The sequence below is a fragment of the Desulfovibrio sp. SGI.133 genome, from assembly GCF_050313955.1.
Lineage (GTDB): Bacteria > Desulfobacterota > Desulfovibrionia > Desulfovibrionales > Desulfovibrionaceae > Desulfovibrio.
This window is the reverse complement of the sequence record NZ_JBNPMK010000001.1, coordinates 273,308-298,326: the sequence shown is the minus strand read 5'-3', so window position 1 is coordinate 298,326 and position 25,019 is coordinate 273,308. Positions and strand designations below refer to the sequence as shown.

Below are 25,019 nucleotides of genomic sequence, written 5' to 3'. Positions count from 1 at the left end.
ATTGGCCCGGAGCTGAGAGGACTCTCCGGGCAAGCGAGCCTTCTTTCTTTTAGGAGATATGGATGCAGAAAAAGCTGCTTGTTTGCATTATGCTGCTGTTGTTCCTGCCTGTGCTCAGCATAGCCAGGGATTTCAATGGATTCAGTGCCGAGGTGCCCCCGGGATGGAAAGTCATGGAGGAAAAGGAGGCCATGGTGGGCTTCGTATCGCCCGGCAGGGAAGCCGTTGTGACCGTGACCGTGGCCTCGGCTCAAGATGTCGATCCGGCGGCTTTTGCTGCGGAGATGGCTCAGGGCTTGGGCGGCAGTGACCTTGTAGAAGAAGGCGGCGTGTACAGCTTCACGTTCGGGGACGATGGTGTGGCTGTCGTGCACGTTGCCGGTGCGGACCTGCGCGTGATCTCCATCATGGGGGGACATGCCGCCCTGGAAAGCCTGATCGACAGTATAGAGTGGCACTGAGTGCGCGAGCGCACTGCCACAGGCTGTGAGGAAGGCGGATAACGAGGATTGGGCACATTGGCTCTGCCCGGTTATGCATTTCAGGCGGGGGACAGCAGATGCGTCACGGCATCTCATGTCCAGCCGGCAGCATAGGGAAAGGCGGACATCCCTTCTTGGAGAGATGTCCGCCTTTTTGTGTTCGTAGTTGAGAAGAGCATGACGGGACGAAACGGAAGAACAACATCGTTGCCGTCCGGTCCGCAGGGACCAGGCCCCCTCACAGGTTGGTCTGCCGTCTTAGTGGTTTTGCTTGGCAGGCAGAGCCCCGCGGTGCGTCCACCAGTGGATCATGCCGACGAACAGAGCTCCGCCGGCGATATTGCCCAGGGTGACGGGGATGAGGTTGTGGATGGCAAAGTTGCTCCAGGTCAGGCTGGCCAGCGCCTCGGCGGACAGGCCCGAAGCCTTGGCGAAAAGTTCATTGCCCGCAGCCATGATGCCCGCCGGGATATAATACATGTTGGCGACGCTGTGCTCGAAGCCGGAGGTGATGAACAGCCAGATGGGGAAGAAGATGCCCAGCATCTTGCCGGTCTGGCTGCGGGCGCTCCAGCAGAACCAGACTGCCAGACAGACGAGCCAGTTGCACATCAGGCCCAGGTAGAAGGCGGGCAGAAAGTCCAGGGCGACCTTGCCGGCGGCGATGCGCAGGGTCACACCGCCAAGCATCCCGGCGCCGCTGGCGAGCTGGCCGGACGTGACGATCATGTGGGCAAGGAAGAGGCTGCCCAGGAAGTTGCCGATGTAGACGAACAGCCAGTTGCGCAGCATGGCTGCCAGAGTGATGCGTTTTTCCGCAAGGGCCATGCACATGAGCGTATTGCCGGTGAACAGCTCCGCCCCCGTCAGCATGACCAGCATCAGGCCCACGGGGAAGATGGTGCCTGCCAGGCATTTGCCCAGGCCGTAGGTCTCCGGCCGGGCAAGCAGGTTGAAGGCGGCCATGTTGGACCCTTCCGCAGCAAAGGCGATGAAGGCTCCGGCCCAGAAGGCGAGCACGATCTGACGCACCCAGCCGGCTTTGGCCTTTTTTTCTCCCATGGCTATCCCAAAGGCCACGGTTTCCGGTTGACTCAGCATAAGCGCATCCATGGTTCCTCCCGGGGATTGTGCTCTTCTGTGCAGGGCAAAAAAAATTGCCCGGTGAAAACACCAAGCAATCCTTGTTTCGCGTTTTTCCCTGATTGTCAACAGGTTGCGGAAGATAGCCCATCAATCATCCTGTGGACCGGAGGCGCCGTTCCCTTGAGGGATGCCGTCCGCGATGTCGGCCAGGATGGCCATAACGGCGGCCGCCACCCTGCGGGAAGCCTGACCGCTGGTCCCCGGCAGGCCCGGATGCTGGCAGGGCTGGAGTACGGTTTCTCCGGCAGCGGCCAGGTCCGCGGCAGAGGCGCAGGTGATATGCCAGCCGTTTTGTACAGCAGCCGATCCGGATGGTACCGGGGGAAGCAGCAGGGCACGCTTGCCGGCGTATAGTGCCTCCAGCAGCAGGGCAGGGGAGTCCGTCACGACAAAGGTGCTGGCGCACACGAGGGAAAGAAAGTCGATGTGCGTCAGAGGCGGCAGGATGCGGATACCGTCGGGAATTTGCTGCTCCAGCTTCTGGAAACAGGCGAGGGCAGACGAGTGCCGCACCAGCAGGATGGGACGCTCCTGCCGGGTGTGCAGGGCCCGCAATCCTTCCAGCAGGGAGCGGAGGTCGTTGGGGCTGCGGAGGGCCGCCGGCCGGGAAAGATAGCAAAGGATGAATTCCCCGAAGGCTGCTCCATGACGCTCTGCCTCCTCAAAGGGCTGCAGGCGGGGGCGGTCCTGCTCGAACAGATCATAGAGGGTATCGCCTGTGACGCAGGTCCCACGCTCCATCTGCCGGGCATGCAAATACTGTTCATCAGCAGGATCGAGACAGCAGAGCAGGCTGGACAGGCGGTCCGTAAGCTCGGCATGCCGCCCTTCCGAGCTGCTCATGTTTTCCGGACGTTGTCCGGCGCCCACATGGATGACCGGGATACCGTGTTCCGCTGCGGCTAGAGCTGCGGCCAGCGTTGTGACGGAATGGCCGTAGACCAGCACCGCGGCCGGGGCTTCCCGATGCAGCAGCAGACTGGCGCTGCTCATGATGTGGGCCAGCAGGCTCGCATCGGAAAGGGAGGCCGGAGCCGGGCCCAGCCGGTGGCAGGGGGTGATGCCATAGTCGTCGAGCAGGGGAGCCCAGAGGGCGTGATCCCCTCTTTCAGAAGAAAGGACGAGACGGGGCTCCCAGGCACGGAAACTCCGTACCGTACGGTCTACGGGGATATGCTGCAGCAGCTGGGAGCGGCTGCCGGCAAAGACCAGGACGCGCATGCTCATGGATCAGGCCTCCTGCATCACGAAAGCCGGTGGGGACGGCGCAAGCGGGCCCACACGCTGCTGAGGGCGAACCAGACGCAGGCCACAAGGATCATGGTAGCGCCGCTGGCCGTAGACATCCATTCCTGCGCCGAGAGGAGCAGCCCGGCTACCCCCGATGTGATAGCCACGACCTGGGCCCACCAGAACATGCCGCCCGCCGTCTGGGCAAAGTTGCGGCCTGCCGCCGCCGGGACGATGAGCATGGCCGTGACCAGCAGCACGCCCACGGTCCAGACGCAGAACATGACGACCAGAGCCAGCAGACCGGAAAAGACGTATTGCCACAGACAGACATTAATGCCGTGGACACGCGCCATGACAGGATTGAGGGCGATATAGAGCAAACGGTTGTAGCCGATGATCTGGAAGATCAGCAGGGCGACAAACAGAATGGCCAGACACAGTATTTCGCCCTGGCTCACGGTCAGCACGTCACCGTAAAGGAACTGCTGCATGGTGCGGGCCATGCCCGGCTGGCGGCTGACCACGGCCAGACCGAAAGCCACGACGGCCGAAAAGACGATGCCGATGACCGTATCCGAGGAAAGGGCGCTGCCCCGGCGTACGGCCATGACGGCCAGACCCACCAGCACACCGAACGCAGGCATGGACCAGTGCGGGTCAATCGAGAGCAGCAGGCCCAAAGCCACACCGGCAAAGGCTGAATGCCCGATGGCATCGGAAAAGAATGCCATGCGGAAGGAGATGACCTCTACTCCCAGAGCGGCTGTCATGGGGGTGAGCAGCAGGACGGCCAGCAGAGCCTGCTGCATGAAGCTCAGCTTGAGACAATCCAGCGGCAGCAGGGAAAACATATGGCAGATAGAGGAGATATCAGGCATGGCGCTGCCCCTTGTCTTCCCTGCCCGCAGGCGCCATGCGCAGGGCGTGGCACAGGGCGCCGCATTTGTTGCAGGCGGCTTCAGGGTGTTCGCACTGGTTGGGATAAAGATGGATGGGCACGCCGAACAGCTTCATCAGAGTAGGAGCGAGCAGGGTTTGCTGGGGCGGCCCCTGGGCAATGACCTTTTTGTTCAACCCGATGACATGATCGGCGTAATGGGCCGCCAGAGGCAGGTTGTGGGTCACCATGAGCTGGGTAAATCCCTGTTGCTGCCGGGCATTGTCGAGGACCTCCCAGAAAAGGCGTTCCCCCTGAAAGTCCACTCCCGCCGCCGGTTCGTCCAGCAGCAGGATCTCGGGCTCACGGGCCAGGGCTGCGGCCAGCAAAACACGGCGCAGCTCCCCGCCGGAAAGATCGCTCATGCGACGCCGGATGAGGTGCTCCGCATGCACGGGCGCCAGAGCCGCGCGGGCACGCCGGGAGGCACTGCCCTTGATGCCGAGCCAGAGGGGGCGGCGCTGGTGCCCCAGGGAAAGGAATTCGGCCACGGTCAGGGGCAGGGCGCTGTCCATCTGCAGGTTTTGCGGCACATAGGCCAGGCGGGGTCTCCGGCCGTTTTTCCCCTGCATGCAGATTTCGCCGGTATAGGCGATCTCGTTGATGATGCAGTGCAGCAGGGTGCTTTTTCCCGCGCCATTTGGGCCGACAAGGACCGTGCTGCTCCCCTGGGGGACGGTGGCCGAGATGTCCTGCAGGATATGAAGATCTCCACGGCGGACATCCACATGGGCGATAGCGATAGCCGCGGGCTGATTAGTGAGAGAGGACATTTTCAAGTATCTGGCAGTTGTTGCGCATCTGCTGTGCAAAGTGGTTCACAGGAGTGCTTTCCGGCCCTGAAGCCATGGAGTCCAGCTGGATGACGGGGATGCCCGTCTCGGAGGCCAGGGTCTCCAGCGGGCGGGGCGAGAACTGGGGCTCGCCTATGAGCAGGACGGGCCGTTCCGTCTTGATATGGCTGATGCATTCCAGCAGCCGGGCGGCAGAGGGGGCCTGCTCCTCGTTCTCCTGCAAAACGTCCATGACCTTCAGCCCCGCGGAACGCATCATGTAAGCCAGGGAATCATGTTGCAGCAGCACGCAGGCACCGGGATGGGTCGCTCCCAGGGCTGCAAGCCGTTTTTCCAGATCCTGCAGGTCTTTTTGCAGGGCAGCGGCATTGCTCCGGATGGTTTCCGCCTGTTCCGGGCAGGCACGGATCAGGGCCTCGGCCATGGTCTCGGCCATCTGGGCCGCAGCAGCAGGAGAAGTGAAGACATGCGGGTTGTCATCATAATGATGATCGTGCCCTGCCTCTTCATGGCCGGAGCGGCCGGGAAGCAGGGCGATTCCCTGGCTGCAGTCAGCTTTGTGGGCTTCGGCCTGGGCTAGCGCCGGGGCAAAAGCCGCCTCCAGCCCCAGACCGTTCATGAGGATCACGTCCGCGGTGGCCACCTTGGTCAGGTCAGCCGGGGTCGGCGCATAGTCATGCGGGCAGCCGGTAGCAGCGGGGATCAGCAGATCAAGGTGGACATTTTCCAGACCGGCCACCAGAGGACGGGCCAGCTGCCAGACAGGGTACGTCGTTGCCAGGACGTGCACGGGCCGCGAGGCCGCCTGCAGGGGCAGGGCCAGCAGCAACAGAAGGGCCATGATCAGGAGGCTTGCAGCCGTTCGAGAGCTGCACCGGGGAGCGATTGCGAGCATATGATAAATCCGAAAATGATTTTCAAAAAACCTAGTAAAGAGCTTGGCTGTTTGTCAACCACAGACTTGCCAGCCTCTCCGGCGGGCATTATGCTGGCAGGAAGACGTCTTGGCAAGGCCTTTTGTGGCTGACAGTGGCAGGAGGGAACGTGATACGGATCGCCGGTGTCGTTTTGGCGGGGGGGCGTTCTCGGCGCATGGGCCGGGACAAAAGCCTGTTGCGCCTGGGAGGGGAGGCTGCCCCGACCCTGCTGGAGCGGAGTGTGGCGCTGCTGCGGCCGCTGTGTGAGCAGGTCTGGGTATCGTGCCGGGCAGGGCAGGTATATGCCGGGCAGAGCTGTGTGCCGGATATCTTGCCGGCCTCCGGCCCCATCTGCGGCGTCCATGCGGCCCTGGTCCGTGCCCGTATGGAAGGCCTTCCAGCGGTGCTGGCGCTTTCGTGCGATATGCCGCTCATGCATACAAACATGCTGCGGCGCCTTGTCACGGCGTTTGCCGCCTCTCCCCGCCAATCCCTGATGACGGCCTTCATGGCTCCCAATGGTTGGACGGAATCCCTGGCCGCCATCTATCGGGTGGAGGCTGCCTCTTTTCTGGAAGCTGCCGTGGCTCAAGGGCATCTCAAGATGCGGGAAGCCGTGCCCCTGGAACTGCAATGCTTTGAACAATACGGCACGGAGGACGCCCGCGCCTTCTTCAATGTCAATACGCCGCAGGATCTGCAGCAGGCTACGGCCGCTTTGGGCGATGCCGCGGCGCAGGAGCCAGGTGAGAAATTTACCGAAATTCCTGACCGGGCTTGAATCTGCGGCCTGCTTGGGATATTATGCACAATATCCTGCAAATCGTTTTCCCGGCCTCCTGTAAAGCGGCGGATCTTTGCCGCCCCTTGTTTTTTCGGACGAGGAAGAGAATGTTTTTAAGCAAATTTTTCAAACGGTTTACCAGCGATAAAAAAGGCAGCTCCGCCACGGACGGCAGCCCTGAGCACACGTTTGCCGTTCGCCATCATCGCTTCAAACTGTTTTTGACGGCCTGGAACAAGTTCCAGGAAAACATGACCTCCCTGGAATATACCCTGTGCTGTGACCATCCCTTCGGGCTGCACCGGGTCCGGGCCCTGTGCACCAGTGTGGCTACGCAGGTGTACCAGTGCATCCAGCATCTCGAACGCCTCAACCCTTCCCAGTGCAAGGCCCTGTACGAACGCTTCGACCATTTGCAGACAGCGGTCGCCAGTGAGGTCTATCCGCGCGTACAGCTGCTGGAAGGACCGTATATCATCCCGTTGGAAGAGGCGGACCGGGCAGCGAAAGCCCACCTGGCCGACAAATCCACTGCCCGCCTGGGCGAGCTGCGCCGCCAGAATCCCGATGTGGTCCCTGACGGTTTTGTGGTGACGGCCGCGGGCTGCATGAGCCTGTTTGCCGGTACGGGGATGCTTGAGGAGATGAACCGCCGCATCCAGGCCGCAGGGGGCTACATCCCCGAGACCTTGCAGGATCTTTCGGAAAGTCTGAGCGAGCTGACGGAAAGTACGCCCTTGCCGGACAGGCTGGTGGAAGAATTTTGTGCCGCGCTGGCGGAACTGCGCAAAAGATGCCCGGGCGAGATGCGCCTGTTGTTCAAAGGGCGTTTGTGGCCCTGCATGGATGACGGCGAGGATACGCCGGGCACGGACCCCGGGCTCCTTGTCTGGGGCCCCACGGTATCCCTGAACGCGCCCGACATGGACATCCTGGCCTCCCTGCACACGACGCTGGCCCGCAAACAGCAGGCCCAGGCCCTGGTCTACCGGCGTGCCCGCGGCCTGATGGAAGCCAATGCCCGTATATGCATCACCTGTCTTGCTGTCGAAGAAGGCAGTTTTGGCGGCATGGCCCATACGGCCAACCCCATCGACCTGAAGGGCGGCAACGTCCATATCTATTTCTGTAACGGGCTGCCGCAGGACATGGAATATTCCCTGGTGCCCGTCAATGTGATGCACGTTTCCCGGATCCCGCCGTACAAGGTCAGTGCCCGATGTATGCATGATGCCGAGGACGGCAGTTCCTTTTCCGATCAGGCGGCTGCGGACGTGGCGGCCCTGGCCATGGAGCTGGAAAATATGTCCGCTTGTCCCCAGTCCATGGTTTGGCTGCGCACGCCGTCCGGCCGGACGCAGGTGCTCATGGCCCGTCCCATGGTCATCAAGGCCCGGACCCAGGAAGAGCGCGAAGAAGAGGCCGAGTCCCGCGCGGATGACAACCTGCCCGCGCCTCTGCTGACCGGCGGTGTCACCACCAGCCGTGGTCGGGCCTGCGGCCCGGTGGTCATTGCCCGTTCCTGGTCCGACGTTCTCGACTTCCCGGACGGCGGTATCCTGGTGGTGCAGCGCGACCTGTACCAGTGGGCTTCGCTGGTGGACCGTGCCGGTGCCATCATCGCCGAGGACGGTCTGCTGGGTTCGCGCCTGTTCTCTTTGGCCCGTGAGTTCGGTATCCCGGCCATGTTCGGCCTGGCCGGGGCCATGGAAAAGCTGACCCCGGGCGACAAGGTGACGGTCTGCACGGAGATGGGCTGTGTCTTTACCGGGCAGCTGGACGAGCTGCTGGCCCAGGCCCGCCCGCCCCGTGACTATCTGCCCGGCAGCCCTGTGTACCGGGTGCTGCAGCATGCGGCCGAACATATCCTGCCCCTGACCATCGACGTGGACAGCGTGGATTTCAAGGCGGCCAACTGCCAGACCTATCACGATATCGCCCGCTATTGCCATGAAAAGGCCGTCAGCGCCATGTTCACCCTGGGCTCCGACAAACAGTACGCGGCCCAGCGCATCAAACAGCTGCGGGACAAGGTCCTCAAGCAGTTCTGGGTCGTGAACCTCAATGACGGCTTCGGCAAGGTTCAGCCAGGGCCGGTCATTGACGTGGAGGACATCACCTCCATCCCCATGCAGGCTATCTGGCACGGCATGAACGCCTATCCCTGGCAGGGGCCCCCGCCGGTGGACGGCAAGGGCTTTCTTTCCGTGCTGTTCGAGGCCACGGCCAATCCCAATCTGGATCCGGCGGCACAGACGGCCTACTTCACGGAAAAGAACTATTTCATGGTTTCGCGCGACTATTGCAGCCTGCATTCGCGCTTCGGCTTCCATTTCGTCTCCGTCGAAGCCCGGCTGGGGGACCGTACGCCGGAAAACTACGTGGCCTTCCAGCTGCGCGGCGGGGCGGCCAATATCGAGCGCCGTATCCTGCGGGTGCGCTTCGTGGCCGATCTGCTGTGGGAATTCGGCCTGACGCCGGTGGTCCGCAATGACGCCGTGACAGCGCGCCTTGAAGGCATGGATATGGAAGAAGGCCAGTGCCTGCTGGCTGTGGCAGGCTATCTGACCATCCATACCCGCCAGCTGGACATGATCATGCAGGACAGCGCCAAGGTGGCGGCGACCCGCAAGACCATGCTGAACCATTGCCGTATTTTGCTGACTGGTGGAGACCTTTCCCAGATTTCAGCCAAGGAGGAGTAGATGCCTTCCACACGGGAATACAGACGCATCTTCCGCCGTCTGTTCGTCACGCATCTGGGGCTTGCCCTTTTGCCGCTGGTGGCTTTGGGGATCTTCAGCATAGACCGCATCAATTCCATCTATGATGAAAAGATCTCTGCCGGTATCGAAGCCGTTTGCAGCAGTAAACACCGGGCGCTGGATACCTTTTTGCATGAACGTGTTTCCCAGATAAAAACGCTGGCCTTTACGCATGACCTTGCCGAATTGCGGGATCCCGACCGTCTGAGCCGTATCTTCACGGTCATGCAGCAGAGCGGGCGCTCCTTCGTGGACCTTGGCATCATCGGCATGGACGGCCGCCACATCTCTTATGTGGGGCCGTTCGACCTGCGTGATGCTAATTACGTCAATGCTCCCTGGTTCACGGAGGTACTGCGCAAAGGCGTTTTCGTCAGCGACGTGTTTATGGGCTTCCGTAATGTGCCGCACTTCATCATCGCCGTCCTGCGTCACGAGGGGGGCGAAAGCTTCATCATGCGTGCCACCATCGACATGGAAGCCATCAACGGCCTGTTGCAGCGCGTGTACTCCGGGGAGCGCAGTGATGCCTTCCTGATCAACGAGCAGGGCGTGCTGCAGACCGATTCCCGAGATTACGGCCGTATCCTTGAGCATTTCGATGTCACCTTGCCCAATGTGCTGCGTCAGGGCATCGCGCTGGTGCCCCTGCCGTCTCAGCCGGGAGATAGCGGCAGCAAGGAGCCTTTGGCGGCCATGATGCATCTGGATTCCATGCCCTGGCTGCTGGTGGTGGTGGACGATGTGCGGGAAAGCCTGGCCCCGCTGCACCGTCTGCGCATCTATATCCTGCTTTTCGTGGGGCTGGGTGCCGTGCTGGTCACGGTGGGTGCCTTCCTGGGGACGCGCTATATCGTTTCCTGTCTGACCGCCGCCGACCGCAAGCAGGCCCATATCGACGCCCGTATGCTGCAATCCAGCAAGATGGCGGCCCTCGGCAAGATGTCCGCAGGCGTGGCCCATGAGGTCAACAATCCCCTCATGCTGATTCAGGAGAATGCCGGCTGGATTCGCGACCTGCTGCAGGACGAGAACCCCAAGAACATGGTCAATTATGACGAGATCATGGAGAGCACGGACAAGATCGAAAAGCACGTGCAGCGTGCCAAGGGGATCACGCAGCGCATGCTGGGCTTTGGCCGGCGCATGAATCCCGGCCGCTCGGAGATCATGGTCAACGTGCTGGTGGATCAGGCGACGGAGTTCCTCAAGACCGAGGCCCGCGGCCGCAACATCGCCATCGAGAAGGAGTTCTCCGCCGATGTGCCGGTCATCCTTTCCGATTCGGCCCAGCTGGAGCAGGTGTTCATCAACATCATCGACAATGCCATCGACGCCATCGGCAAGAATGGCTCCATCACCGTGCGCACCGAACCCTGGGAAGATGGCGCACGCATCTACTTCAAGGATACGGGACCGGGCATGGACGAAGAGACCATGCAGCGTATCTTCGATCCTTTCTTCACCACAAAGGCAGTGGGCGAGGGTACAGGGCTTGGCCTGGCCATCTGCTTTACGATTCTGGAAAAGCTTGGTGGCCGTATAGAGGTCAGCAGCGTTGTGGGGCAGGGGACGACATTCTGCATCAGCCTGCCCGCGGAACCGCCGAGCCAACCCCTTGAAACCAGCGAAGACGCTTAGGAGAATGCCATGCACGCACTCTTTGTTGATGATGAAGTGGAATTCCTGCAGCTGATGGAAAAACGTCTGTCCCGTCGCGGCATGACCATCGTGACGGCTCCTGACGGGCAGAGCGCGCTGGATATCGTCACGGAGGCCATGAAGCAGCCCGAGACCATGTTCCAGGTTGTGGTCATGGATGTGCGCATGCCCGGCATGGATGGTCTGGAGACCCTGCGCCACATGAAGAAGATCGCGCCCAAGCTGCCTGTCCTGCTGCTGACGGGTCATGCCTCTCTTGGTGTGGCCGTGCAGGGCATGGATCTGGGGGCTTACGACTATATGCTGAAGCCCGTGGCCATCAACGAGCTGATCATCAAGATGGAGGAGGCGGTTCGCGCCGCTGCGTGATATGTCCATATTCACACGATTGCGACACTTGCTGGGCGGGCAGAAAGAGCTGAGCCCCGAGGATCTGGCACGCGAGGAAGAGCTGAAAAAGCAGCTCCGCGAACGTTGTGCCCGGTTCCGTCGCCTGCTGTCCTCCAACAAGAACGCGCTCGAGATCATGAGCGAAGTGGAAGAGGCCCTGGCCGGTTCGCGACCCTTCGGCATGAGCTATGTTCGCGGTGCCGGTACGCGGGCGGCAACGGCCGTGTACCAGATGGTGCGCGAACTGAACGCGCTTTCCGACAACCAGTACGAGAGCCTGCAGACCGCTTTCAATGATGTCAGTGGTCGCATCACGGACGTACTGGAACGGAAGAGCCTGGTCACGGACGGCCCCCTGCTGCTGCCCCTGACGGACATCCGTCTGGGAGATATGCCGCAGGTCGGCGGCAAGATGGCCAATCTTGGCGAAGTCTCCGCCAATGTGGGTCTGGCCGTGCCGGACGGTTTTGCCGTGACGGTCAATGCCTATCATGCCTTCATGGAATACAACGGGCTGCGCGACGAGATCTCCCGCCGTATCCAGAGCGCGGACATGGACAGCATGGACGATCTGTTCAGCCTGTCGGCCGCATTGCAGCAGTGCATCCTCAACGCGCCCTTGCCGCCGCAGCTGGAGCAGGCCATCGAAGAGGCCGTGGCGGGCATGGTGGAACGTTGCGGCAGCGAGCTGCGCCTTGCCCTGCGCAGCAGCGCCGTGGGCGAAGATGCCCTGGGCGTGACCTTTGCGGGGCAGTACCGGTCGGAATTGAATGTCCTGCCTGAGGAAGCCTGCGAAGTCTGGAAGGAGATCGTAGCCAGTAAATATGCGGTCACGGCCATGAGCTACCGTTTCCAGCGCGGCATCCCGGATGAGGCTGCGCCCATGAGTGTGGGCGTACTCAGCATGGTGCAGGCGCTGGCCGGCGGTGTGGCCTACAGCCGCGACCCCGTGGCCAGCCGGCAGGGAAGGGGACAGGTGACGCTCAATGCCGTTCCCGGGCTGCCCCAGGCTGTGGTGGACGGGGCCGTCACACCGGACGTGTTCGCCTTCAGTCGCCAGAACCCGCCGGAACTGCTTGAAAAGCACATCGCCCACAAGGCGTTTCGCCTGGATTGTGCTCCTGAGGCGGTGCAGGGCGTCAGTCGTTCCGATCTGGAAGGCGAGGCGGCTGTCCGTCCCAGCCTGACGGATGCCCAGGCCCGTGAGCTGGCGCAGGTGGCCCTGGCATTGGAAGAATTCTATAACGAGCCGCAGGACGTGGAATGGGCGCTGGAACCCTATGAGGGCAATACGCGCATCGTGGTCCTGCAAAGCCGTCCGCTGTTCGAAAGCGTGCCCGACCAGGTGGAGGAAGCCCCGGCGGCAGTGGCCGGAGAAGAAGATCCGGGGGATCTGCCCGTCCTGGCGCAGGGCGGTATGGCCGTCAGTTCCGGGGTGGCCGTGGGACCGGTGTTCGTGGCCCGCAAGGATGCGGACATGCTTTCTTTCCCGCGTGGGGGCATCCTGGTCATCGAACGGGCGCAGCCCCGCTGGGCCACGCTGCTTTCCCGGGCTGCGGGCCTGATCAGCGAAACGGGCGGCATGGCCGGGCATCTGGCCTCTGTGGCACGGGAATACAAGCTCCCGGCCCTGTTTAGTTTGAAGGATGCCAGTCATCTGCTGGAAAATGCCGGTGAGGTCACGCTGCTGGCCGACCGGGGCACGGTGCTGGCCGGGAGCCATCCTGAATTGATCCCGGCAGGGGCGACGCCCCCCAACCTTATGGCCGGGAGCCCTGTGTATCAGCGCCTCAAGGAACTGGCGGCCCTGATGACGCCCCTGCATCTGCTGGACCCGGATTCGCCGGATTTCTCGCCGGCCAACTGCACGAGCCTGCACGACATCACCCGCTTCTGCCATGAAAAGGCCGTGGGGCTGATGTTCGACAGTGAGGCGGCCCTCAACCGCAATATGGGCAAACAGCTCAAGGTGGGCGTCAAGCTGCAATATTGGGTCATCGACATGGATGACGGCTTCAAGCGCAGCGTCAGCGGGCCGCTGGTGGAGCTGGGGGATATCGCCTGCAAGCCCATGCTGGCTCTGTGGAACGGCATGGTGGCCGTGCCCTGGGCCGGGCCGCCGGCGACCAGCGCTTCGGGCTTCATGAGTGTTGTGTTCGAGAGCACCATGAACCGGGAACTGGAAAGTACGGCGCCCACGGCCATGGCTGACAAAAACTTCTTCATCATCGCCTCGCGCTATATGATCCTGCAGGCCCGGTACGGATACCATTTCTGCACGGTGGAATGTCTTGCGGGCGAGGATGAGCACGAGAACTTCGTCAGCTTCCAGTTCAAGGGGGGGGCAGCGGACGTCAGCCGCCGCATCCTGCGTGCCAGGATGCTGGCCGACCTGCTGGAGAGCCACGGTTTCCGCGTGGACATCAAAAACGACTCCATGTTTGCTGTGGCGGAAGCGTACAATGCCGAAGAGACCCTGCGCCGGACGCGCCTGATCGGCTATCTGCTGATCCACAGCCGTCAGGTGGACATGATTATGAAGGATACCGTGCGTGCGGCGGCCCTCAAGGAAAAGCTGGCCGGCGATATGGCAACGCTGATGGCAAAGCCCTTGCAATTCAGCTGACCGGCATGTGCGGTTGACACTCGTACGGTGTTATATTAGAAGACGGCATGTCTTTTCCGCTCTGGAAAAGGCGGCTTGGGCAGTTAGCTCAGCTGGTTGAGCACCGCCCTTACAAGGCGGGGGCCACAGGTTCAAGTCCTGTACTGCCCACCAAGGAAATCAAGGGGTTACGGCTTACGCCGTGACCCCTTTCCTTTTGTACACATTATTTTGTACACATGCTTCCGGGGTTGGGATGGCCTCAATGGCTGCTGTTTTTTGGTCGTTACGCACGTGTTGGTAGTGCCGCATGACCATCACAGGGCTGCTGTGCCCCATGAGCTGAGCGACCGTCCCATAGTCTGTTCCAGCCCTGATAGCCTCCGTAGCGAAAGCATGGCGCAGATCATAGGGGCGGATATGCCTTGTAATCCCCGCCCGCTGGAGAGCCTCTTTCCAGGCTGAACGGATGTGCTTCACAGGCTTTCCCCGGAAACTGACAACGAAGTCCACACCTGATGCCATGTCTTGTTCTTCCCAAGCCTTCAACATGGGAAGAAGGGCTGTTTGTATGGGGACCTCACGCCACGGCTCGCGTGCTCCTTTCTGTGCATTTGGAACACGAATGATCCCAGCTGTGAAGTCTACGTCATGCCAGCGCAGCCTCAAAAGTTCCGACTGGCCCACACGCATGCCGCAGTGGTATCCCAAGACGATGACACGACGCAGATGATCTGGAGCAACTGCGAATAGGGCAGATACTTCATCTTGAGTCGGTGGGACGAATCTGGCATGATGACCTTGCGGAATAACCGGGAAGACGGGCAGGGATGCGATCATACCTTGCCTCACTCCCCACATCATAGCCGCATGGATTATCCCCATCTTGCGACGGACGGTTGACCATTTGTTTCCTGCTGCGGTCAACCGTTCTTGCATTTTCTTGAGTACCTCCATAGTGATATGCTCAAGTTCAAGATCCCCGAAGTCTGCCAGGATACCTTTAACGGCAAACATCGTTCGCTCAAGGCAGGGGAGAGAAAGTTTCCTATCTTTCAGGTAAAGATACAGCAGGGACTCAAGTGATACACTTTCAGGCCCTTTGTCCTCTTCCATTGCTTCCCTGCGGAATGCTTCGCGTTCATATTTAAGCTGATACTTTACCAGAGCATCCAGCTTTTCAGCTTCCTGGCGTGTTGCGCAGGCTTTGCTTTCCCTCCGTTTGGTAAAGGGGTTGTCCCAGTAAACAACAAAGGGGCGTTTCCGCCCCTTCACTTCCCTGATTGCCATGCACGCTCCTCCTATTGGAGCCTCTGCTCCCTGTTGAACTCAGCGTAGAGCTCTGCTGCATTGCGCCCGCGAATGGGATGCGACGCAGCCTTTTTTCTGCGCTGTCGTTCTGTTGATTGGGCTTCAGCGTGCAATGTGTCCGCCAAATGGATAACAGCGGAGGTTCGCCAGCGCAAGCCATTGCACCTGCCCCTTCCCATATCTACGGGCTTGATTCCATGTTCTTCTAACAAAGCCAGTGCCCTGGATTCAGGCAAGCCAAGGACATCTTTCAGTTCTTTGGTGCGCAAAAAAAGTGGATATGAAGGCATGGTCATTCCTCCAAAATAAAAGCAGCCACACCGGGGGACGTTCCCAGCATGGCTGCTTCCGTATGGGAGCCAATCATCGTGATGTATCCTGTCTGTACCGCCGCTCCGGGCAGCCTGCGCAGTCCACGGAGTTTGGCGTGATCTCGTGGCGGCGGGGGAGGGAGTTCCAGGCATATTGAGCATCAGCAATTTTAGATTTCCCAGGGCCCATCATCTTGCATGACAGACATTCGACAAAACAGAATCCGTTCTCTCTGCGACGTGCAAGAATTTTTTTCTCGCAGTTCGGGCACGGCTTCAATCCGTTCATCTATCCTACCTCCTTCGGGTCTGGGATTGGTCCTGCATACATTGTACCTTGGGACAGTTCATGCAAAAACTTGCTGGATTCTGTCTCTAAGAAAAATGCAATAAATTTGTCTTCTAGCCCGAAATATTTTTCAACTCTGATGATCTCGACACCTTTGCCTGGCTCTTTAATCCAGTACCATCCCGGCTGCATCGGCGTTTCTTTCGTCCAGGTAAGCGCACGTGGGATAGAGTTCCATGCTTCGGCAGCCTTATCCCTTCCGTATATTTCAGCCCCCTGCATGTGACATGTATGGCACCTGACGTAGTGTTTTCCGTAGATGTCATTCCAGTAGACGCGCAGGTTTGTTCCCCCGCAGTGCGGACATGGTCTGAGCTTGGGGCTATCCATGACGTTCTTCTTCCTCCACAGCCTTTCTGGCGGCCTCGCGCCAGCATTGTCCAGGGTTACGTCCAGCGCAGTGGAAACAGTCATCGACCGACCATGTTCCCTCGCAGTCATCAATTTTCGGGATGGGGAGTTTTTCTGCATACACCCACGAAAATTTGAGCGGACAGTCTTCGGTGTAGAGCGATAACATCTTCACAAGCCAGTCGGATTCTTTCCCCAGCCGATCGACGCGCTCAGCAACCTGCTGCCAGTCACTGCCGACTGGCATACCAACTGACTTGCGGATAATGTCCAGACAGGTGAGGAGGTAGGATTCATCCTTGGCCCCGTCCACGGTCAGGCGCTGATTTTCCAGCGCAAGCAGCTCATTCTCCTGCCGTAGTCTGATGATCTCATCAATATCCTGCTGCGTGGTGCCAGGGGCACTGAGGGCGATGTGGGTCGCGGTCGCTACGTCCTTGTCGTCTGTCATGATGCACAGCGGTTTGCCGTTATCGGCGCAGACTGCGGACATTTTGAGATTGTAGCGAATGTCCGTGCCCCATTCTCCTGGGTGGGATTTACCAGCTTCCTCTGCGATCTTCTTCCTTTGCAGAAGGCGTTCTGTGCTGCGGTCATTCGGCATTGTCTTTCTTCTCCACGCACTTCACAGCGCACTCAACTGCCGTTCTCCAGCAGCCTACGCGCATTTTATCGTCGATTGATTTGCACTCATCCCCAGCGTGGTACAGACACTCATATCCGTCTGGCATAGGGCAAAAAAGAGGTCTGGTGTTAGTCTTTGCAAGTTCCCAAAGCAGCCAGTGGTGTTCCTTCCTCAGCCGCTCCACCTCGGCCAGCAGTCGGGCAATGTCGGTGGGGGCGTTGGCGATGAAGACGGCGTCTGCCTCGCTTTTGATACCACCTGCATTATCTCCGAGTTCGACAACATCCAAAACTTCGGGAGCATCGCCATCATCAAACAGCCTCTTATTCGTGATCCCCATTCGATGGCGGACGCCAGTCCTGCAGAAGGCTATCCACGGCCACTCGGTTATGGCCGCAAGCCTGCCCTTGATCGCGTCCAGCTCATCGTCGATCATGGGCTTGTGTTCGTTGCTCATTTTCTTGCCTCCTCAAGAGCCTTCTTCCCAGCGTCGGTGAGGGAATAGCGATAGATTGAGATCTTCTCCATTTTTTCCTCTGGCCCTCGCTTAACAAGCCCATCTCCTTCAAGGTCAAAAATGGTATGGGCACGGGCGCCGCCGGTCTGTAGCTGGAAGTATTCTGTGTGCTCTTCATCCCAGACAGCGCCGCGCTCGACGGCCTGTAGTGCTGTGATTTGCGTTTTTGTCAACCTCATGCCACCAGTTCCTCGTAGAATAGTTGCCCACCTTCCTCGGCGTCCGGCCTTGTCTCCAGCCATCCCTCCGACCACCTGTCCATCATCTTGCGCAGCCTCTGCCATTCGGGCCCGCTGGTGAATTTGGGGCACAGGCCTATGGTGCTACACAGATAGGTGTCGGCGCCAAGGAACATCTCTGCATATCCCAAGTGCCAATCCGTCTTGTCGTCCAGGTAGTGGTCGATGATGGAGTAACGGGCCCTGATGTAGAGATCTTCTCCGCGAGAATATTTTCGTTTTCGCAGGCAGGGACGGCAGGCCTCCACCGCTGCCCAGGTTTCTTCCCAGAGTCGTTTTAGCGCCGAAGTCTTCTGACATGGCTCACGGTAGCCAAGGAGTAGGGAGGCGATACAGGTAAGAGCCACGTCACACCGCGAGTGCTGGAAAGATTCCGACATGAATGCCACCGGCCCGATGTCGTAGGGCAGGGAGGCTACAAACTTGCCGTTCGTCGTCCAGATCGTGCCGCAGGCCTTACAACGGACCACCGCGCTGCCGTCTCCGGGCTTGCTGCAGACCTCCCAACGGCGGGAGGCTATGGGCGCCCTGCGCTCTGGGCATTGGCATGATCTAGCGGGCATGGTCTTCCTCCTTTTGGGCAGCTTCCCCGGTGCTGCACTTTTGGCACAGGTGTCGCCGGTGGTTATCGTCGGGATGCGTCCAGCCACGGCGCTTGGCTTTACTCCACGTCGTGGCATATCCGACGCCATAGATTCGGGAGCGGCAGCGATCACAGATGATGCAAGTCTGTTTCATGGCGCTACCTTCCTGTGCTTCCGTAGCCATTTGCCCCGCGCTCGGTTTGGGAAAGCTCGGGGACTTCCACGAATTCGACCTGTTCCAGTTGCATGGGCAGCCTGTAGGCTATCTCCATATCCTGACGCACCTTCTGCGTGGGCACCACACACGGCTGGATGATGAGCTGGGCGATTCTGTCGCCGGGCTTGTAGGGGTGCATGAGCCCCGTTTTTCCGGGGAACAGGGGATGCAGGGCCAGACGGCGGGCGTGTTGGTCGCCGGGGACTTCGCGGAAGATCGCGGAAATGGGGGCGCGGAAGTCGCTGTCAATGACGCCCACGCAGTTTGTCAGCTCAAGCCCGGTGAAGAAGATGCTGGAGCGCGGGAAGATGGCGGCAAAGTAGCCTGCCGGGATCTCCATCGCGATGCCGATGTCGTAGATGTAGAGGTCTGCGGCACGCTTGAGGGAAACGGCGGTCAAGTCGAAACCGGCGGCCCCGGCGCTGCCACGGGTGGGGATGACGGCGTCGGGATGGGTTTTCACGAATTTGATTTGCATGGGGCCTCCTTCGGGCAACAAAAAAGGCCGCGCTGGGCGGCCTGTGGTGGTTGGGGGGGATGATGCTGCGGGCTACATACGAGCGGCCAGCAGCGTTGTCTTTGCGGTGCGCTCAAGGACGGCGATGTTGTGGCCGATGGCCCCGGCGGCGTCCTCCATGGTGTAGATGGAGGAAAGGGCCAGCTCGCGGCGCTCGCCGGGCGTCCGCAGGTCGGGCCTGCTCTTGCGGGCGATGTTGAAGATCTCGTCCATGTGCGCGTTGAGCTGGCGGACAAGGCCGCGCATGGCGGCGCAGTGGGTCTCTATCTCGTGTTCCGCATTGGCCGGGACGGCGGCTGCGGTCTTGGTAGGGTAGCTTTTCATCTGCAACTCGATGAGGTAGTCCCGCGCCTCGGCCATGCGGCAGGCGGGGAGTTGGGCGTATTCGGCGATTTTGAAGTGCCGGTTGAACCGCGTCCATATCTCGGCCCGTGCCTTGCCCTGCACATCCGCCGGGGCGGTGGAGAGCTTGGCGTCCACGATGGCCTTGAGCTCGGCCCGCAGGGCCGGGGTGAGGGGGCCGTCGGTGGTGGGCTGGGGTTGGGGGGCGGGTCGTTCGGCCCGTCCGTGCATCCAGTAGTTCCACAGGGCGTCGTCGCTTTCGGCCTGGTAGAGCTCTATCTTGGCCCGCAGCTCCGGCGCTACCTTTTTGGGGTTGATGCTGTTGAGGTAGGAGGGCAGCTTGCGGACGGATAGGCATGTTGACTGCTGTTCACCACCGTTGGAAGGGGTGGCGATGATCACCACCCCCCAACGATCTTTGTTGGCTCTGAACTTCGCAGCCTGAGACTGCCAATCCAAACCCATGTTCTCCACGATGGGCTTCATGGGCGTGTAGGGCTGGCCCTGGTAGTCGATGCAGAAGATGGTGTCGCCGTGAAAGGTGACGGGGGAAAGAGTACACATGTGATTGCTCCTTGGTTTTGACGGTTTTTGAGCAACAAAAAAGGCCCCAGACTTGTCAGCGAACCAAGGGCCGCCCCCATGCCTCGCGACATGAGGAGTCTGGAGCCAATATGTGCAGAAAGACCACGCTTTCCGAACGGCTCAAAAAAACGAAAACCTCCATTCAGGGCAGGAGGACGCGCCCTTGGTTGTTGACGCCCCCACCATGCCGCAGGCCGGGGCCGGTGTCAAGCCTCCATCTCAGCCTCGGCGGCGAGGCGGGCGTGGTAGATGGCGCAGGTTGCAACTCCTGGGCAGTTGTCAATGTCGTGGTGTGGCGGGCAGGCCGTCTTTCTGACCAGATGCCCGTCAGCGTTCTTCTCATACCACGAGCAGCCCTTGGGGCGGAGTTCATTTCTTGGCTTTGCCAGCCTCTCGGCCACGCGGGCCTCGAAAGTCGCTGCGGAGAGGTAGTCTTCCCACATTTCTTTGGGTCGGAAGTCGTCACACCCCTTTGGGGTGCGTTGGCATTCATCTCCAAATTCACATCTACGGCAGGAGAAAAACTCACGTGTTGCCAGCCAGTCCTTTTCAGCTTCGGTCAGCATCATCCATCTCCTGTTCGACGGCGAGGCGGGCATATTTCATGTGGCACCATTCTTCTTTCGGGCAAATCTGCCAGTCCATGTCTTTACCCTCTGGGCACAATCCGACATAGCATGGCCAGGAAATATTCTGAACCGACCTTTGCGCCACGCGGGCCTCGAACTCGGCTGCATCCTTATAATCCACATTTTCAGAAAGGCAGCTCTCAGGATCAAAGTCGATGCATTTTCCGTCTCTCCATCTCCCGCAAAAATTCGGCCTCCCATCTTCGCCATAAAAGCATCTTTCGCACAGATTCTTCCGCCGCTCCAGCCATTCGCGTTCTTGTTCTGTCAGTGGCATATTATCCCCCAATCGGAACCCATTTCCGCACGGCCTAGGCTTCATCGCAGGTGTGACCTTTTCTGGTCTTCCTGCCGGACAGGATGTACTGCACCAGGTTTTCTTCTGCCCGCATCAGGCCGTAGATGCACCATCGGCAAGGCGTCTCCGTCTTCCTGGCTCGGCGGTAGTTTTGTTATCCATGATCTTTATTGGCTGCTCATCAGGCCGTGGCCGCCACGCCACGACGACGCCCCAGAGCGGGGCGTTTCGCTGGCTACAATCGCTCAAAATCATCGCACACGGCGAAGCCCTTGGTTCGGAATCCATTTTTTTCGCAGGTAGGCTTGTCCTCGTAGTTGCCCAGCAACCTGCTGTAGTGCTTGCATCTTCCGCAGCAGATGATCGGGGCCTTTGGATTCCATCCGACTTCTTTCTTGGTCTTTTTCTTAGGACGCATTTCCATTTTTTTTCACCTCGACTTTCTTCTCAGGAATTTTTATCTGGTAACGGAATTTCCCAAGGCACAGGATGATTGAAACGTCACGCTTTCCGTCTTCGATGTGGGTTAATTCTGCCCATGAGATGGAATGGACGAGGCCGACAGCTCCATACCAGAAGCAAACCAGGCAAAGAATGAGAACCCCGATGCCTGAGATTACTGCCCCCAGGGCCTTGAATCCGATTGCCAGTCCAAAATGGAGACCGGCGCAGGCAATTACCACCCCTAAGAGAAGCAGGTAAACGCATGTTTCTGCGGCGCTATTCATACATGATCTCCAGGCCATATGCCTTGGCAGCGTCATGCTCGATCTTGCAGCCGCGCACGTTCTCTGCGTCCCACCCCTTGCAGAAGTAGGCGACGTGGCATTTGGACATGTTTTCCAGGGACTTCGCGAGGAAGCACAGCGGGATGTTGACGACGCCGCGCAGCGTCATGGCATCAGGGCTGTACCACTCGTCGGAAAACAAAGTGTTCACCACTTCGTAGCCCATGCCTTCAAGGACGTGGATTGCCTTGTTGCGGGCTGCGACGATTTCTTCCGGCGTTCTCCCGGACATCGGCAGGGAGATCATGGCTTTCTTCTTCATGGCGCTATTCCTCCTTAGCTTTCAGGCCGTGCGTGGCCCATTGCAGGAGAAAACCGAGGTACTTCCACAGGCGGGTCTTGATGTGGTCGCGGCAGATTTCAGCGCCCAGGTTCTCGTCGTAGTTCTTGGGATCGACGCAGGAGGATGCCTCAAATTCTTCAAAGCCAGTGGGAAGCGTCACGAACATGACCGTGGTCTTCTGGCCTCGCGTGTAGGTTGTCGAGCCACCGGCGTCCAGGAATCTGTCGATGTCGTTTTCGGTCAGCTTGTCGGCCCGGTCGATGGGGAAGTAGGCCGCCTCAAACACGGCCTTGGGAGACCAACTTTTGTAGCCGTCGGGGTAGATGACGGCATAGCCTGGCTGACCGTCATGGTCTTCGGGGTAGGCTTCGATACGCTTAACCCCGATGTAGTTTTTTTTCTGATCTTCGGGCATGGTTTACCCCTTTGTTGCTATTGAATTTGCAGCAAGAATCTTTGTTGCTCAAAAAAAGGCCTTTTAGTTGACACAAACTTACGCCTCTTCCCACCTTGGGCATGGCATCCTTACATTTTCGACCTCATCGCTACCGATGTAGTTTACAGGGAAGCGAGGGGTTACGACCACGCATCCGGGCACCTGCTGCGCGATTCTATTTGCACTTGCGAGAGGATGGCGGCATTCCCCGCTTCGCCTGGGGAACTCTTTACCACCATATACATCCCCCCATTTAGGCTGCCATTTGCAGGTTAGACAGTTTTTCTTGTCCATCAGTCTTCCACCATTTCATCCCTGTCGCCTCGGCCCATGGAGAGGCGGATGCTATCTTCCATGTGTTCACCTCTTACTTGCAAAACAGGCCGCTGACCAGCACGATGCGAATGCAACAGCCTGTTTTTGTTGGTGATGTTTACTTGCCTGTAACTTGCCGAAGGTGTGTGATTCCCGCCTGATCCAAGCCGTGATCCCCTGGACGGTCTCGCTCCAGTCAGCGGAAAGCCGCAGGCGCAAAAAGCTGGCATACAGGCTCTCCAGCAGACCGAGGCAAACCTCCATCAGATAAAACCGCTCCAGCAGCATGGCGTCAGGATCTTCGTCTTCCGCCGGCTTTTCCACCTTGGGGAGCTTCATGCTGCCCAGAGTGAAGTCATCAGCAGAGAGGGTAAACTGGAAAGCCAGCTCATCCTTTTCCAGGCGGATGGTGGCCCGGGTCACTTTTTTGCCCTTGCCCAGGCCGAAGCGGGCCTCTGTGAGCGGGGAGAGCGTACCGGCGACACTGGCGGTCTCCTTGGCCTCCCCTTGGCCTCCTTGAACGACGATGCGCTGCTCCATGGAAACAGAGAAAGGCTGGCCATCCTTGTCCACGAAGGCGCCTGGCGCCACGTCGCTCTGGAACCACAGCCAGGTCAAAAACTCCTCGCCCAGGACATTGCCTAGCATCAGGCCATCACTCCCTGGTTCACCCGTAAATCTGGTGGATTCGCTACGGTCGAGCTTGCCCATATCCACGTCATCCAGCAGCCCTTCGGCCAGGCTGTACGGCTCGATTTGTTCAAGATGCAGCTCAAAGGTGTTGAGGAAGGCCTCCATGAACAGGTCGATCATCTTTCCCTGGGTAGAGGCAAACCAGACTTCATTGTGATCCGGCTCCCAGACGACATTGAACTCTGCTGGAGTGGGCAGAAAACGCTGGCGCAGGCGTAGCAGGACTTGTTCCTTGAGGTCCTTTTTGCGCTCACGGGAAATGAACTTTTTGCCCTGGGCCTGAATCTTTTCCTTTTCGGCCTTCAAGGCCAGGGACAACTGCTTTTTGATGATGGCCGGCGGGATGCGCCGGGTATCGAGACGCAGGGAAAAGGTGAAGTAATTGCCCTTCTGCGGCGGGGCCGTTCGCCATTCGGTGTCCAGCATATCCTCGAAGCATACCCAGCCATAGGCCTGCATCTCGGGCAGGTCGTCAATGTCCCGGAAGGCGAACTGACGCAGCTTTTCGGGGATCTGCGTCAAAAGCTCCGAAGGGATGGGGTCGATGACTCTGAAGCGGGTAAAGCTGATGCTGGCGCTGTAGATATTGCCCATGCTGATCTCTCCAAAATACGAAAAAGCCCGGACAACGCCGGGCTAGTAGACATTACAGAAAGAGACTTTTGGATCTGGTGCCTGCATTCCTCTGGGCACCTTAGAACATCGTTTTCTTCCAAAGCATTCAATGCGCTCTCCGCAGGGTAGGGAGAGTGCTGTCAGGTGCATCCTGGGACAGGTTTGCAGCTGGGATGAGTGGGTGGCTAGAAATGCCTCGGTAGAAGGTGTGACTGGTGTCATTGATTGATCTCGCGGATCATCCAGGGGTCTGCGAGGATTTCCGATGCGCTGTTCCCTGAGAATGGCTCGTCGCGCACGCTTGCGCAGTAGCGCCTTTTGGCGCTGGCAGCCAAAACAGATACGGCAGCGTGGTGATGGCGCTTGGAATACTTGCCCGCACTGACGGCAGGTGATGGTATTGTAGGTAGGTGGCATGGATATTCCCTCGGATGCAAGGGCTATTGGGGCGATTTAATTCTTGCCCGCTGCACACATTCACTTTGCGTGAATGCTTCCAAGATACAAGGCTCACGCAGGCCATCCGCTATCTGCTGGATTGTATCCTTTTGTTGAGGGGTAAGCCCTTCTTTTTGGGCTTGCCGGTCGAGGGCTTCAACAATGTTTTGTAATGCGTATCCGAAACCATCAATCAGCGAGGTCGCAGAAACGATTTCAGGCGATATCCGTAGCGAGATCGTTTTGCGATCCAATCGGTTCAGCAGATTTTCCCAGGCAGATATGGCCTTATCTTCCGCGTCGAAAGTAGGGCCAGTTGCACAGCATTGCCCACACCGGACGTAATAGGCGCCAGGAGCCATGCTCCGGTCAATGAAGCAGGCAGCCGACGCACAAAAAGGGCAGGGTAAATTATTCATACGGTTTTTATTGCCGGGTACGAGGCCCCCGGCGGGGCTCTTGGGGGAGGAGAGGGATGGCTGAGCCTCAGGAGGCATTGAGGTTGCTTTCGGCTTAGTCAGTGGAGGCGTCGGCCTCAATCCAGTTGTCTTTGTCGCCGCTTGTGGACCCATTCCAAGCGCACTCGCGACAGACATCAGGCCATCTAGCACCACAAGCTTCCTGGTAGTGTACGCATTTTTGGCAGGGGTGCGATGTATCCTGCTGCGTATTGAACAGGATTATCCTCGCCGCCATGCTATATCATTCCTGCCGCGTCCTTGAGGGTACGTAAGGTCATTTCCGCCGACTCTTCACCGCCTGAATATTCGACGAATTCTTCCCAATGCCCTTCGATCAACATGACCAGGGCGGCTTCATCGATGCTCGGAGTATTCATATAGACCCTCCTTAGGTTCTTGT

The 25,019-nt window shown here is 59.2% G+C and carries 26 protein-coding genes, 1 tRNA gene, 1 other RNA gene and 2 pseudogenes; 7 read left to right on the top strand and 23 right to left on the bottom strand.

Annotated features, from left to right (window positions below; genetic code table 11):
* Positions 1–62: 62 nt before the first annotated feature.
* The gene (locus ACQRBR_RS01430; RefSeq protein ID WP_427812114.1) at positions 63–461 is read left to right on the top strand and encodes a hypothetical protein; all 399 of its coding nucleotides are present in this window, start codon (positions 63–65) and stop codon (positions 459–461) included.
* Between the two features lie 279 nt (positions 462–740).
* Here the strand turns inward: ACQRBR_RS01430 and ACQRBR_RS01425 are convergent, their stop codons facing one another.
* The 5 genes from ACQRBR_RS01425 to ACQRBR_RS01405 all read right to left on the bottom strand — a co-directional run bounded on the left by ACQRBR_RS01425 (position 741) and on the right by ACQRBR_RS01405 (position 5,433).
* Positions 741–1,595 carry a formate/nitrite transporter family protein gene (locus ACQRBR_RS01425; RefSeq protein ID WP_303880369.1) on the bottom strand — a complete coding sequence of 285 codons (855 nt, stop codon included), beginning with the start codon at positions 1,593–1,595 and terminating at the stop codon, positions 741–743.
* A gap of 120 nt (positions 1,596–1,715) precedes the next feature.
* On the bottom strand, positions 1,716–2,855 hold the full coding sequence (locus tag ACQRBR_RS01420; protein WP_427812113.1) for a UDP-N-acetylglucosamine 2-epimerase: 1,140 nt from the start codon (positions 2,853–2,855) through the stop codon (positions 1,716–1,718).
* Positions 2,856–2,872: 17 nt separating this feature from the next.
* Positions 2,873–3,739, bottom strand: coding sequence for a metal ABC transporter permease (locus ACQRBR_RS01415; RefSeq protein WP_321127759.1), 867 nt, complete (start codon positions 3,737–3,739; stop codon positions 2,873–2,875).
* Positions 3,732–4,571, bottom strand: a complete 840-nt coding sequence (locus tag ACQRBR_RS01410; RefSeq protein ID WP_427812112.1) for a metal ABC transporter ATP-binding protein — start codon at positions 4,569–4,571, stop codon at positions 3,732–3,734. The genes ACQRBR_RS01415 and ACQRBR_RS01410 overlap by 8 nt, the downstream gene beginning before the upstream one ends.
* Positions 4,555–5,433, bottom strand: coding sequence for a metal ABC transporter substrate-binding protein (locus ACQRBR_RS01405; RefSeq protein WP_427812111.1), 879 nt, complete (start codon positions 5,431–5,433; stop codon positions 4,555–4,557). Before ACQRBR_RS01405 ends, ACQRBR_RS01410 begins: the two co-directional genes overlap by 17 nt.
* A 188-nt stretch (positions 5,434–5,621) precedes the next feature.
* Here ACQRBR_RS01405 and mobA point away from each other — a divergent pair, with 188 nt between their 5' ends.
* The 6 genes from mobA to ACQRBR_RS01375 all read left to right on the top strand — a co-directional run bounded on the left by mobA (position 5,622) and on the right by ACQRBR_RS01375 (position 13,889).
* The gene (gene mobA / locus ACQRBR_RS01400; protein WP_427812256.1) at positions 5,622–6,290 is read left to right on the top strand and encodes a molybdenum cofactor guanylyltransferase; all 669 of its coding nucleotides are present in this window, start codon (positions 5,622–5,624) and stop codon (positions 6,288–6,290) included.
* A 254-nt stretch (positions 6,291–6,544) separates the two neighbouring features.
* Entirely contained in the window at positions 6,545–8,998 is a 2,454-nt protein-coding gene (locus ACQRBR_RS01395; protein ID WP_303880360.1) for a PEP/pyruvate-binding domain-containing protein, read from the top strand.
* The gene (locus tag ACQRBR_RS01390; protein WP_427812110.1) at positions 8,999–10,699 is read left to right on the top strand and encodes a sensor histidine kinase; all 1,701 of its coding nucleotides are present in this window, start codon (positions 8,999–9,001) and stop codon (positions 10,697–10,699) included.
* Positions 10,700–10,708: 9 nt separating this feature from the next.
* Positions 10,709–11,089: a response regulator gene (locus tag ACQRBR_RS01385; protein ID WP_006005507.1), complete on the top strand. Its 381-nt coding sequence runs from the start codon at positions 10,709–10,711 to the stop codon at positions 11,087–11,089.
* Between the two features lies 1 nt (position 11,090).
* Positions 11,091–13,736 (top strand): PEP/pyruvate-binding domain-containing protein, encoded by a 2,646-nt coding sequence (locus ACQRBR_RS01380; RefSeq protein ID WP_303880357.1) that lies wholly within the window; start codon positions 11,091–11,093, stop codon positions 13,734–13,736.
* Positions 13,737–13,813: 77 nt separating this feature from the next.
* Positions 13,814–13,889: transfer RNA gene (locus ACQRBR_RS01375), tRNA-Val, on the top strand.
* A gap of 21 nt (positions 13,890–13,910) precedes the next feature.
* Here the strand turns inward: ACQRBR_RS01375 and ACQRBR_RS01370 are convergent.
* The 18 genes and pseudogenes from ACQRBR_RS01370 to ACQRBR_RS01285 form a co-directional block, all read right to left on the bottom strand.
* Positions 13,911–15,005 (bottom strand): tyrosine-type recombinase/integrase, encoded by a 1,095-nt coding sequence (locus tag ACQRBR_RS01370; protein ID WP_304009162.1) that lies wholly within the window; start codon positions 15,003–15,005, stop codon positions 13,911–13,913.
* A 621-nt stretch (positions 15,006–15,626) separates the two neighbouring features.
* On the bottom strand, positions 15,627–16,016 hold the full coding sequence (locus tag ACQRBR_RS01365; RefSeq protein ID WP_427812109.1) for a Lar family restriction alleviation protein: 390 nt from the start codon (positions 16,014–16,016) through the stop codon (positions 15,627–15,629).
* The gene (locus ACQRBR_RS01360) at positions 16,009–16,641 is read right to left on the bottom strand and encodes a hypothetical protein (protein WP_427812108.1); all 633 of its coding nucleotides are present in this window, start codon (positions 16,639–16,641) and stop codon (positions 16,009–16,011) included. The genes ACQRBR_RS01365 and ACQRBR_RS01360 overlap by 8 nt, the downstream gene beginning before the upstream one ends.
* On the bottom strand, positions 16,631–17,119 hold the full coding sequence (locus tag ACQRBR_RS01355; RefSeq protein ID WP_427812107.1) for a hypothetical protein: 489 nt from the start codon (positions 17,117–17,119) through the stop codon (positions 16,631–16,633). Before ACQRBR_RS01355 ends, ACQRBR_RS01360 begins: the two co-directional genes overlap by 11 nt.
* Positions 17,116–17,358, bottom strand: a complete 243-nt coding sequence (locus tag ACQRBR_RS01350; protein WP_427812106.1) for a hypothetical protein — start codon at positions 17,356–17,358, stop codon at positions 17,116–17,118. The genes ACQRBR_RS01355 and ACQRBR_RS01350 overlap by 4 nt, the downstream gene beginning before the upstream one ends.
* A complete protein-coding gene (locus ACQRBR_RS01345; protein WP_427812105.1) occupies positions 17,355–17,798 on the bottom strand; it encodes a hypothetical protein in 444 nt (147 codons plus the stop codon). Before ACQRBR_RS01345 ends, ACQRBR_RS01350 begins: the two co-directional genes overlap by 4 nt.
* Before the next feature lie 362 nt (positions 17,799–18,160).
* The gene (locus tag ACQRBR_RS01340) at positions 18,161–18,697 is read right to left on the bottom strand and encodes a dUTP diphosphatase (RefSeq protein WP_427812104.1); all 537 of its coding nucleotides are present in this window, start codon (positions 18,695–18,697) and stop codon (positions 18,161–18,163) included.
* Between the two features lie 72 nt (positions 18,698–18,769).
* Entirely contained in the window at positions 18,770–19,642 is an 873-nt protein-coding gene (locus tag ACQRBR_RS01335) for a phage antirepressor N-terminal domain-containing protein (RefSeq protein ID WP_427812103.1), read from the bottom strand.
* Positions 19,643–19,869: 227 nt separating this feature from the next.
* Positions 19,870–20,232, bottom strand: coding sequence for a hypothetical protein (locus ACQRBR_RS01330; protein ID WP_427812102.1), 363 nt, complete (start codon positions 20,230–20,232; stop codon positions 19,870–19,872).
* Positions 20,213–20,569, bottom strand: coding sequence for a hypothetical protein (locus ACQRBR_RS01325; RefSeq protein WP_427812101.1), 357 nt, complete (start codon positions 20,567–20,569; stop codon positions 20,213–20,215). The genes ACQRBR_RS01330 and ACQRBR_RS01325 overlap by 20 nt, the downstream gene beginning before the upstream one ends.
* 189 nt (positions 20,570–20,758) lie before the next feature.
* Positions 20,759–20,824: hammerhead ribozyme type II (locus tag ACQRBR_RS01320), an RNA gene on the bottom strand.
* 173 nt (positions 20,825–20,997) lie between these two features.
* On the bottom strand, positions 20,998–21,318 hold the full coding sequence (locus tag ACQRBR_RS01315; protein ID WP_427812100.1) for a hypothetical protein: 321 nt from the start codon (positions 21,316–21,318) through the stop codon (positions 20,998–21,000).
* Positions 21,311–21,640, bottom strand: a complete 330-nt coding sequence (locus ACQRBR_RS01310) for a hypothetical protein (protein WP_427812099.1) — start codon at positions 21,638–21,640, stop codon at positions 21,311–21,313. The genes ACQRBR_RS01315 and ACQRBR_RS01310 overlap by 8 nt, the downstream gene beginning before the upstream one ends.
* A 4-nt stretch (positions 21,641–21,644) precedes the next feature.
* Positions 21,645–22,076, bottom strand: coding sequence for a Gp49 family protein (locus ACQRBR_RS01305; protein ID WP_427812098.1), 432 nt, complete (start codon positions 22,074–22,076; stop codon positions 21,645–21,647).
* Between the two features lie 489 nt (positions 22,077–22,565).
* A pseudogene (locus ACQRBR_RS01300) lies at positions 22,566–23,060 on the bottom strand (hypothetical protein); the annotation flags it as partial.
* A gap of 27 nt (positions 23,061–23,087) precedes the next feature.
* Positions 23,088–23,699 (bottom strand): annotated as a pseudogene (rdgC, locus tag ACQRBR_RS01295) (recombination-associated protein RdgC); the annotation flags it as partial.
* Positions 23,700–24,160: 461 nt separating this feature from the next.
* Positions 24,161–24,577: a Lar family restriction alleviation protein gene (locus ACQRBR_RS01290; RefSeq protein WP_427812097.1), complete on the bottom strand. Its 417-nt coding sequence runs from the start codon at positions 24,575–24,577 to the stop codon at positions 24,161–24,163.
* Positions 24,578–24,855: 278 nt separating this feature from the next.
* On the bottom strand, positions 24,856–24,996 hold the full coding sequence (locus tag ACQRBR_RS01285) for a hypothetical protein (protein WP_304037633.1): 141 nt from the start codon (positions 24,994–24,996) through the stop codon (positions 24,856–24,858).
* Positions 24,997–25,019 lie beyond the last annotated feature (23 nt).

Bases quoted from the DNA above. Each gene is read 5' to 3' on its own strand.
- ACQRBR_RS01430 (WP_427812114.1), top strand. From the start codon at position 63: ATGCAGAAAAAGCTGCTTGTTTGCATTATGCTGCTGTTGTTCCTGCCT.
- ACQRBR_RS01425 (WP_303880369.1), bottom strand. From the start codon at position 1,595: ATGGATGCGCTTATGCTGAGTCAACCGGAAACCGTGGCCTTTGGGATA.
- ACQRBR_RS01420 (WP_427812113.1), bottom strand. From the start codon at position 2,855: ATGAGCATGCGCGTCCTGGTCTTTGCCGGCAGCCGCTCCCAGCTGCTG.
- ACQRBR_RS01415 (WP_321127759.1), bottom strand. From the start codon at position 3,739: ATGCCTGATATCTCCTCTATCTGCCATATGTTTTCCCTGCTGCCGCTG.
- ACQRBR_RS01410 (WP_427812112.1), bottom strand. From the start codon at position 4,571: ATGTCCTCTCTCACTAATCAGCCCGCGGCTATCGCTATCGCCCATGTG.
- ACQRBR_RS01405 (WP_427812111.1), bottom strand. From the start codon at position 5,433: ATGGCCCTTCTGTTGCTGCTGGCCCTGCCCCTGCAGGCGGCCTCGCGG.
- ACQRBR_RS01395 (WP_303880360.1), top strand. From the start codon at position 6,545: ATGACCTCCCTGGAATATACCCTGTGCTGTGACCATCCCTTCGGGCTG.
- ACQRBR_RS01390 (WP_427812110.1), top strand. From the start codon at position 8,999: ATGCCTTCCACACGGGAATACAGACGCATCTTCCGCCGTCTGTTCGTC.
- ACQRBR_RS01385 (WP_006005507.1), top strand. From the start codon at position 10,709: ATGCACGCACTCTTTGTTGATGATGAAGTGGAATTCCTGCAGCTGATG.
- ACQRBR_RS01380 (WP_303880357.1), top strand. From the start codon at position 11,091: ATGTCCATATTCACACGATTGCGACACTTGCTGGGCGGGCAGAAAGAG.
- ACQRBR_RS01370 (WP_304009162.1), bottom strand. From the start codon at position 15,005: ATGGCAATCAGGGAAGTGAAGGGGCGGAAACGCCCCTTTGTTGTTTAC.
- ACQRBR_RS01365 (WP_427812109.1), bottom strand. From the start codon at position 16,016: ATGGATAGCCCCAAGCTCAGACCATGTCCGCACTGCGGGGGAACAAAC.
- ACQRBR_RS01360 (WP_427812108.1), bottom strand. From the start codon at position 16,641: ATGCCGAATGACCGCAGCACAGAACGCCTTCTGCAAAGGAAGAAGATC.
- ACQRBR_RS01355 (WP_427812107.1), bottom strand. From the start codon at position 17,119: ATGAGCAACGAACACAAGCCCATGATCGACGATGAGCTGGACGCGATC.
- ACQRBR_RS01350 (WP_427812106.1), bottom strand. From the start codon at position 17,358: ATGAGGTTGACAAAAACGCAAATCACAGCACTACAGGCCGTCGAGCGC.
- ACQRBR_RS01345 (WP_427812105.1), bottom strand. From the start codon at position 17,798: ATGTCGGAATCTTTCCAGCACTCGCGGTGTGACGTGGCTCTTACCTGT.
- ACQRBR_RS01340 (WP_427812104.1), bottom strand. From the start codon at position 18,697: ATGCAAATCAAATTCGTGAAAACCCATCCCGACGCCGTCATCCCCACC.
- ACQRBR_RS01335 (WP_427812103.1), bottom strand. From the start codon at position 19,642: ATGTGTACTCTTTCCCCCGTCACCTTTCACGGCGACACCATCTTCTGC.
- ACQRBR_RS01330 (WP_427812102.1), bottom strand. From the start codon at position 20,232: ATGATGCTGACCGAAGCTGAAAAGGACTGGCTGGCAACACGTGAGTTT.
- ACQRBR_RS01325 (WP_427812101.1), bottom strand. From the start codon at position 20,569: ATGCCACTGACAGAACAAGAACGCGAATGGCTGGAGCGGCGGAAGAAT.
- ACQRBR_RS01315 (WP_427812100.1), bottom strand. From the start codon at position 21,318: ATGAATAGCGCCGCAGAAACATGCGTTTACCTGCTTCTCTTAGGGGTG.
- ACQRBR_RS01310 (WP_427812099.1), bottom strand. From the start codon at position 21,640: ATGAAGAAGAAAGCCATGATCTCCCTGCCGATGTCCGGGAGAACGCCG.
- ACQRBR_RS01305 (WP_427812098.1), bottom strand. From the start codon at position 22,076: ATGCCCGAAGATCAGAAAAAAAACTACATCGGGGTTAAGCGTATCGAA.
- ACQRBR_RS01290 (WP_427812097.1), bottom strand. From the start codon at position 24,577: ATGAATAATTTACCCTGCCCTTTTTGTGCGTCGGCTGCCTGCTTCATT.
- ACQRBR_RS01285 (WP_304037633.1), bottom strand. From the start codon at position 24,996: ATGAATACTCCGAGCATCGATGAAGCCGCCCTGGTCATGTTGATCGAA.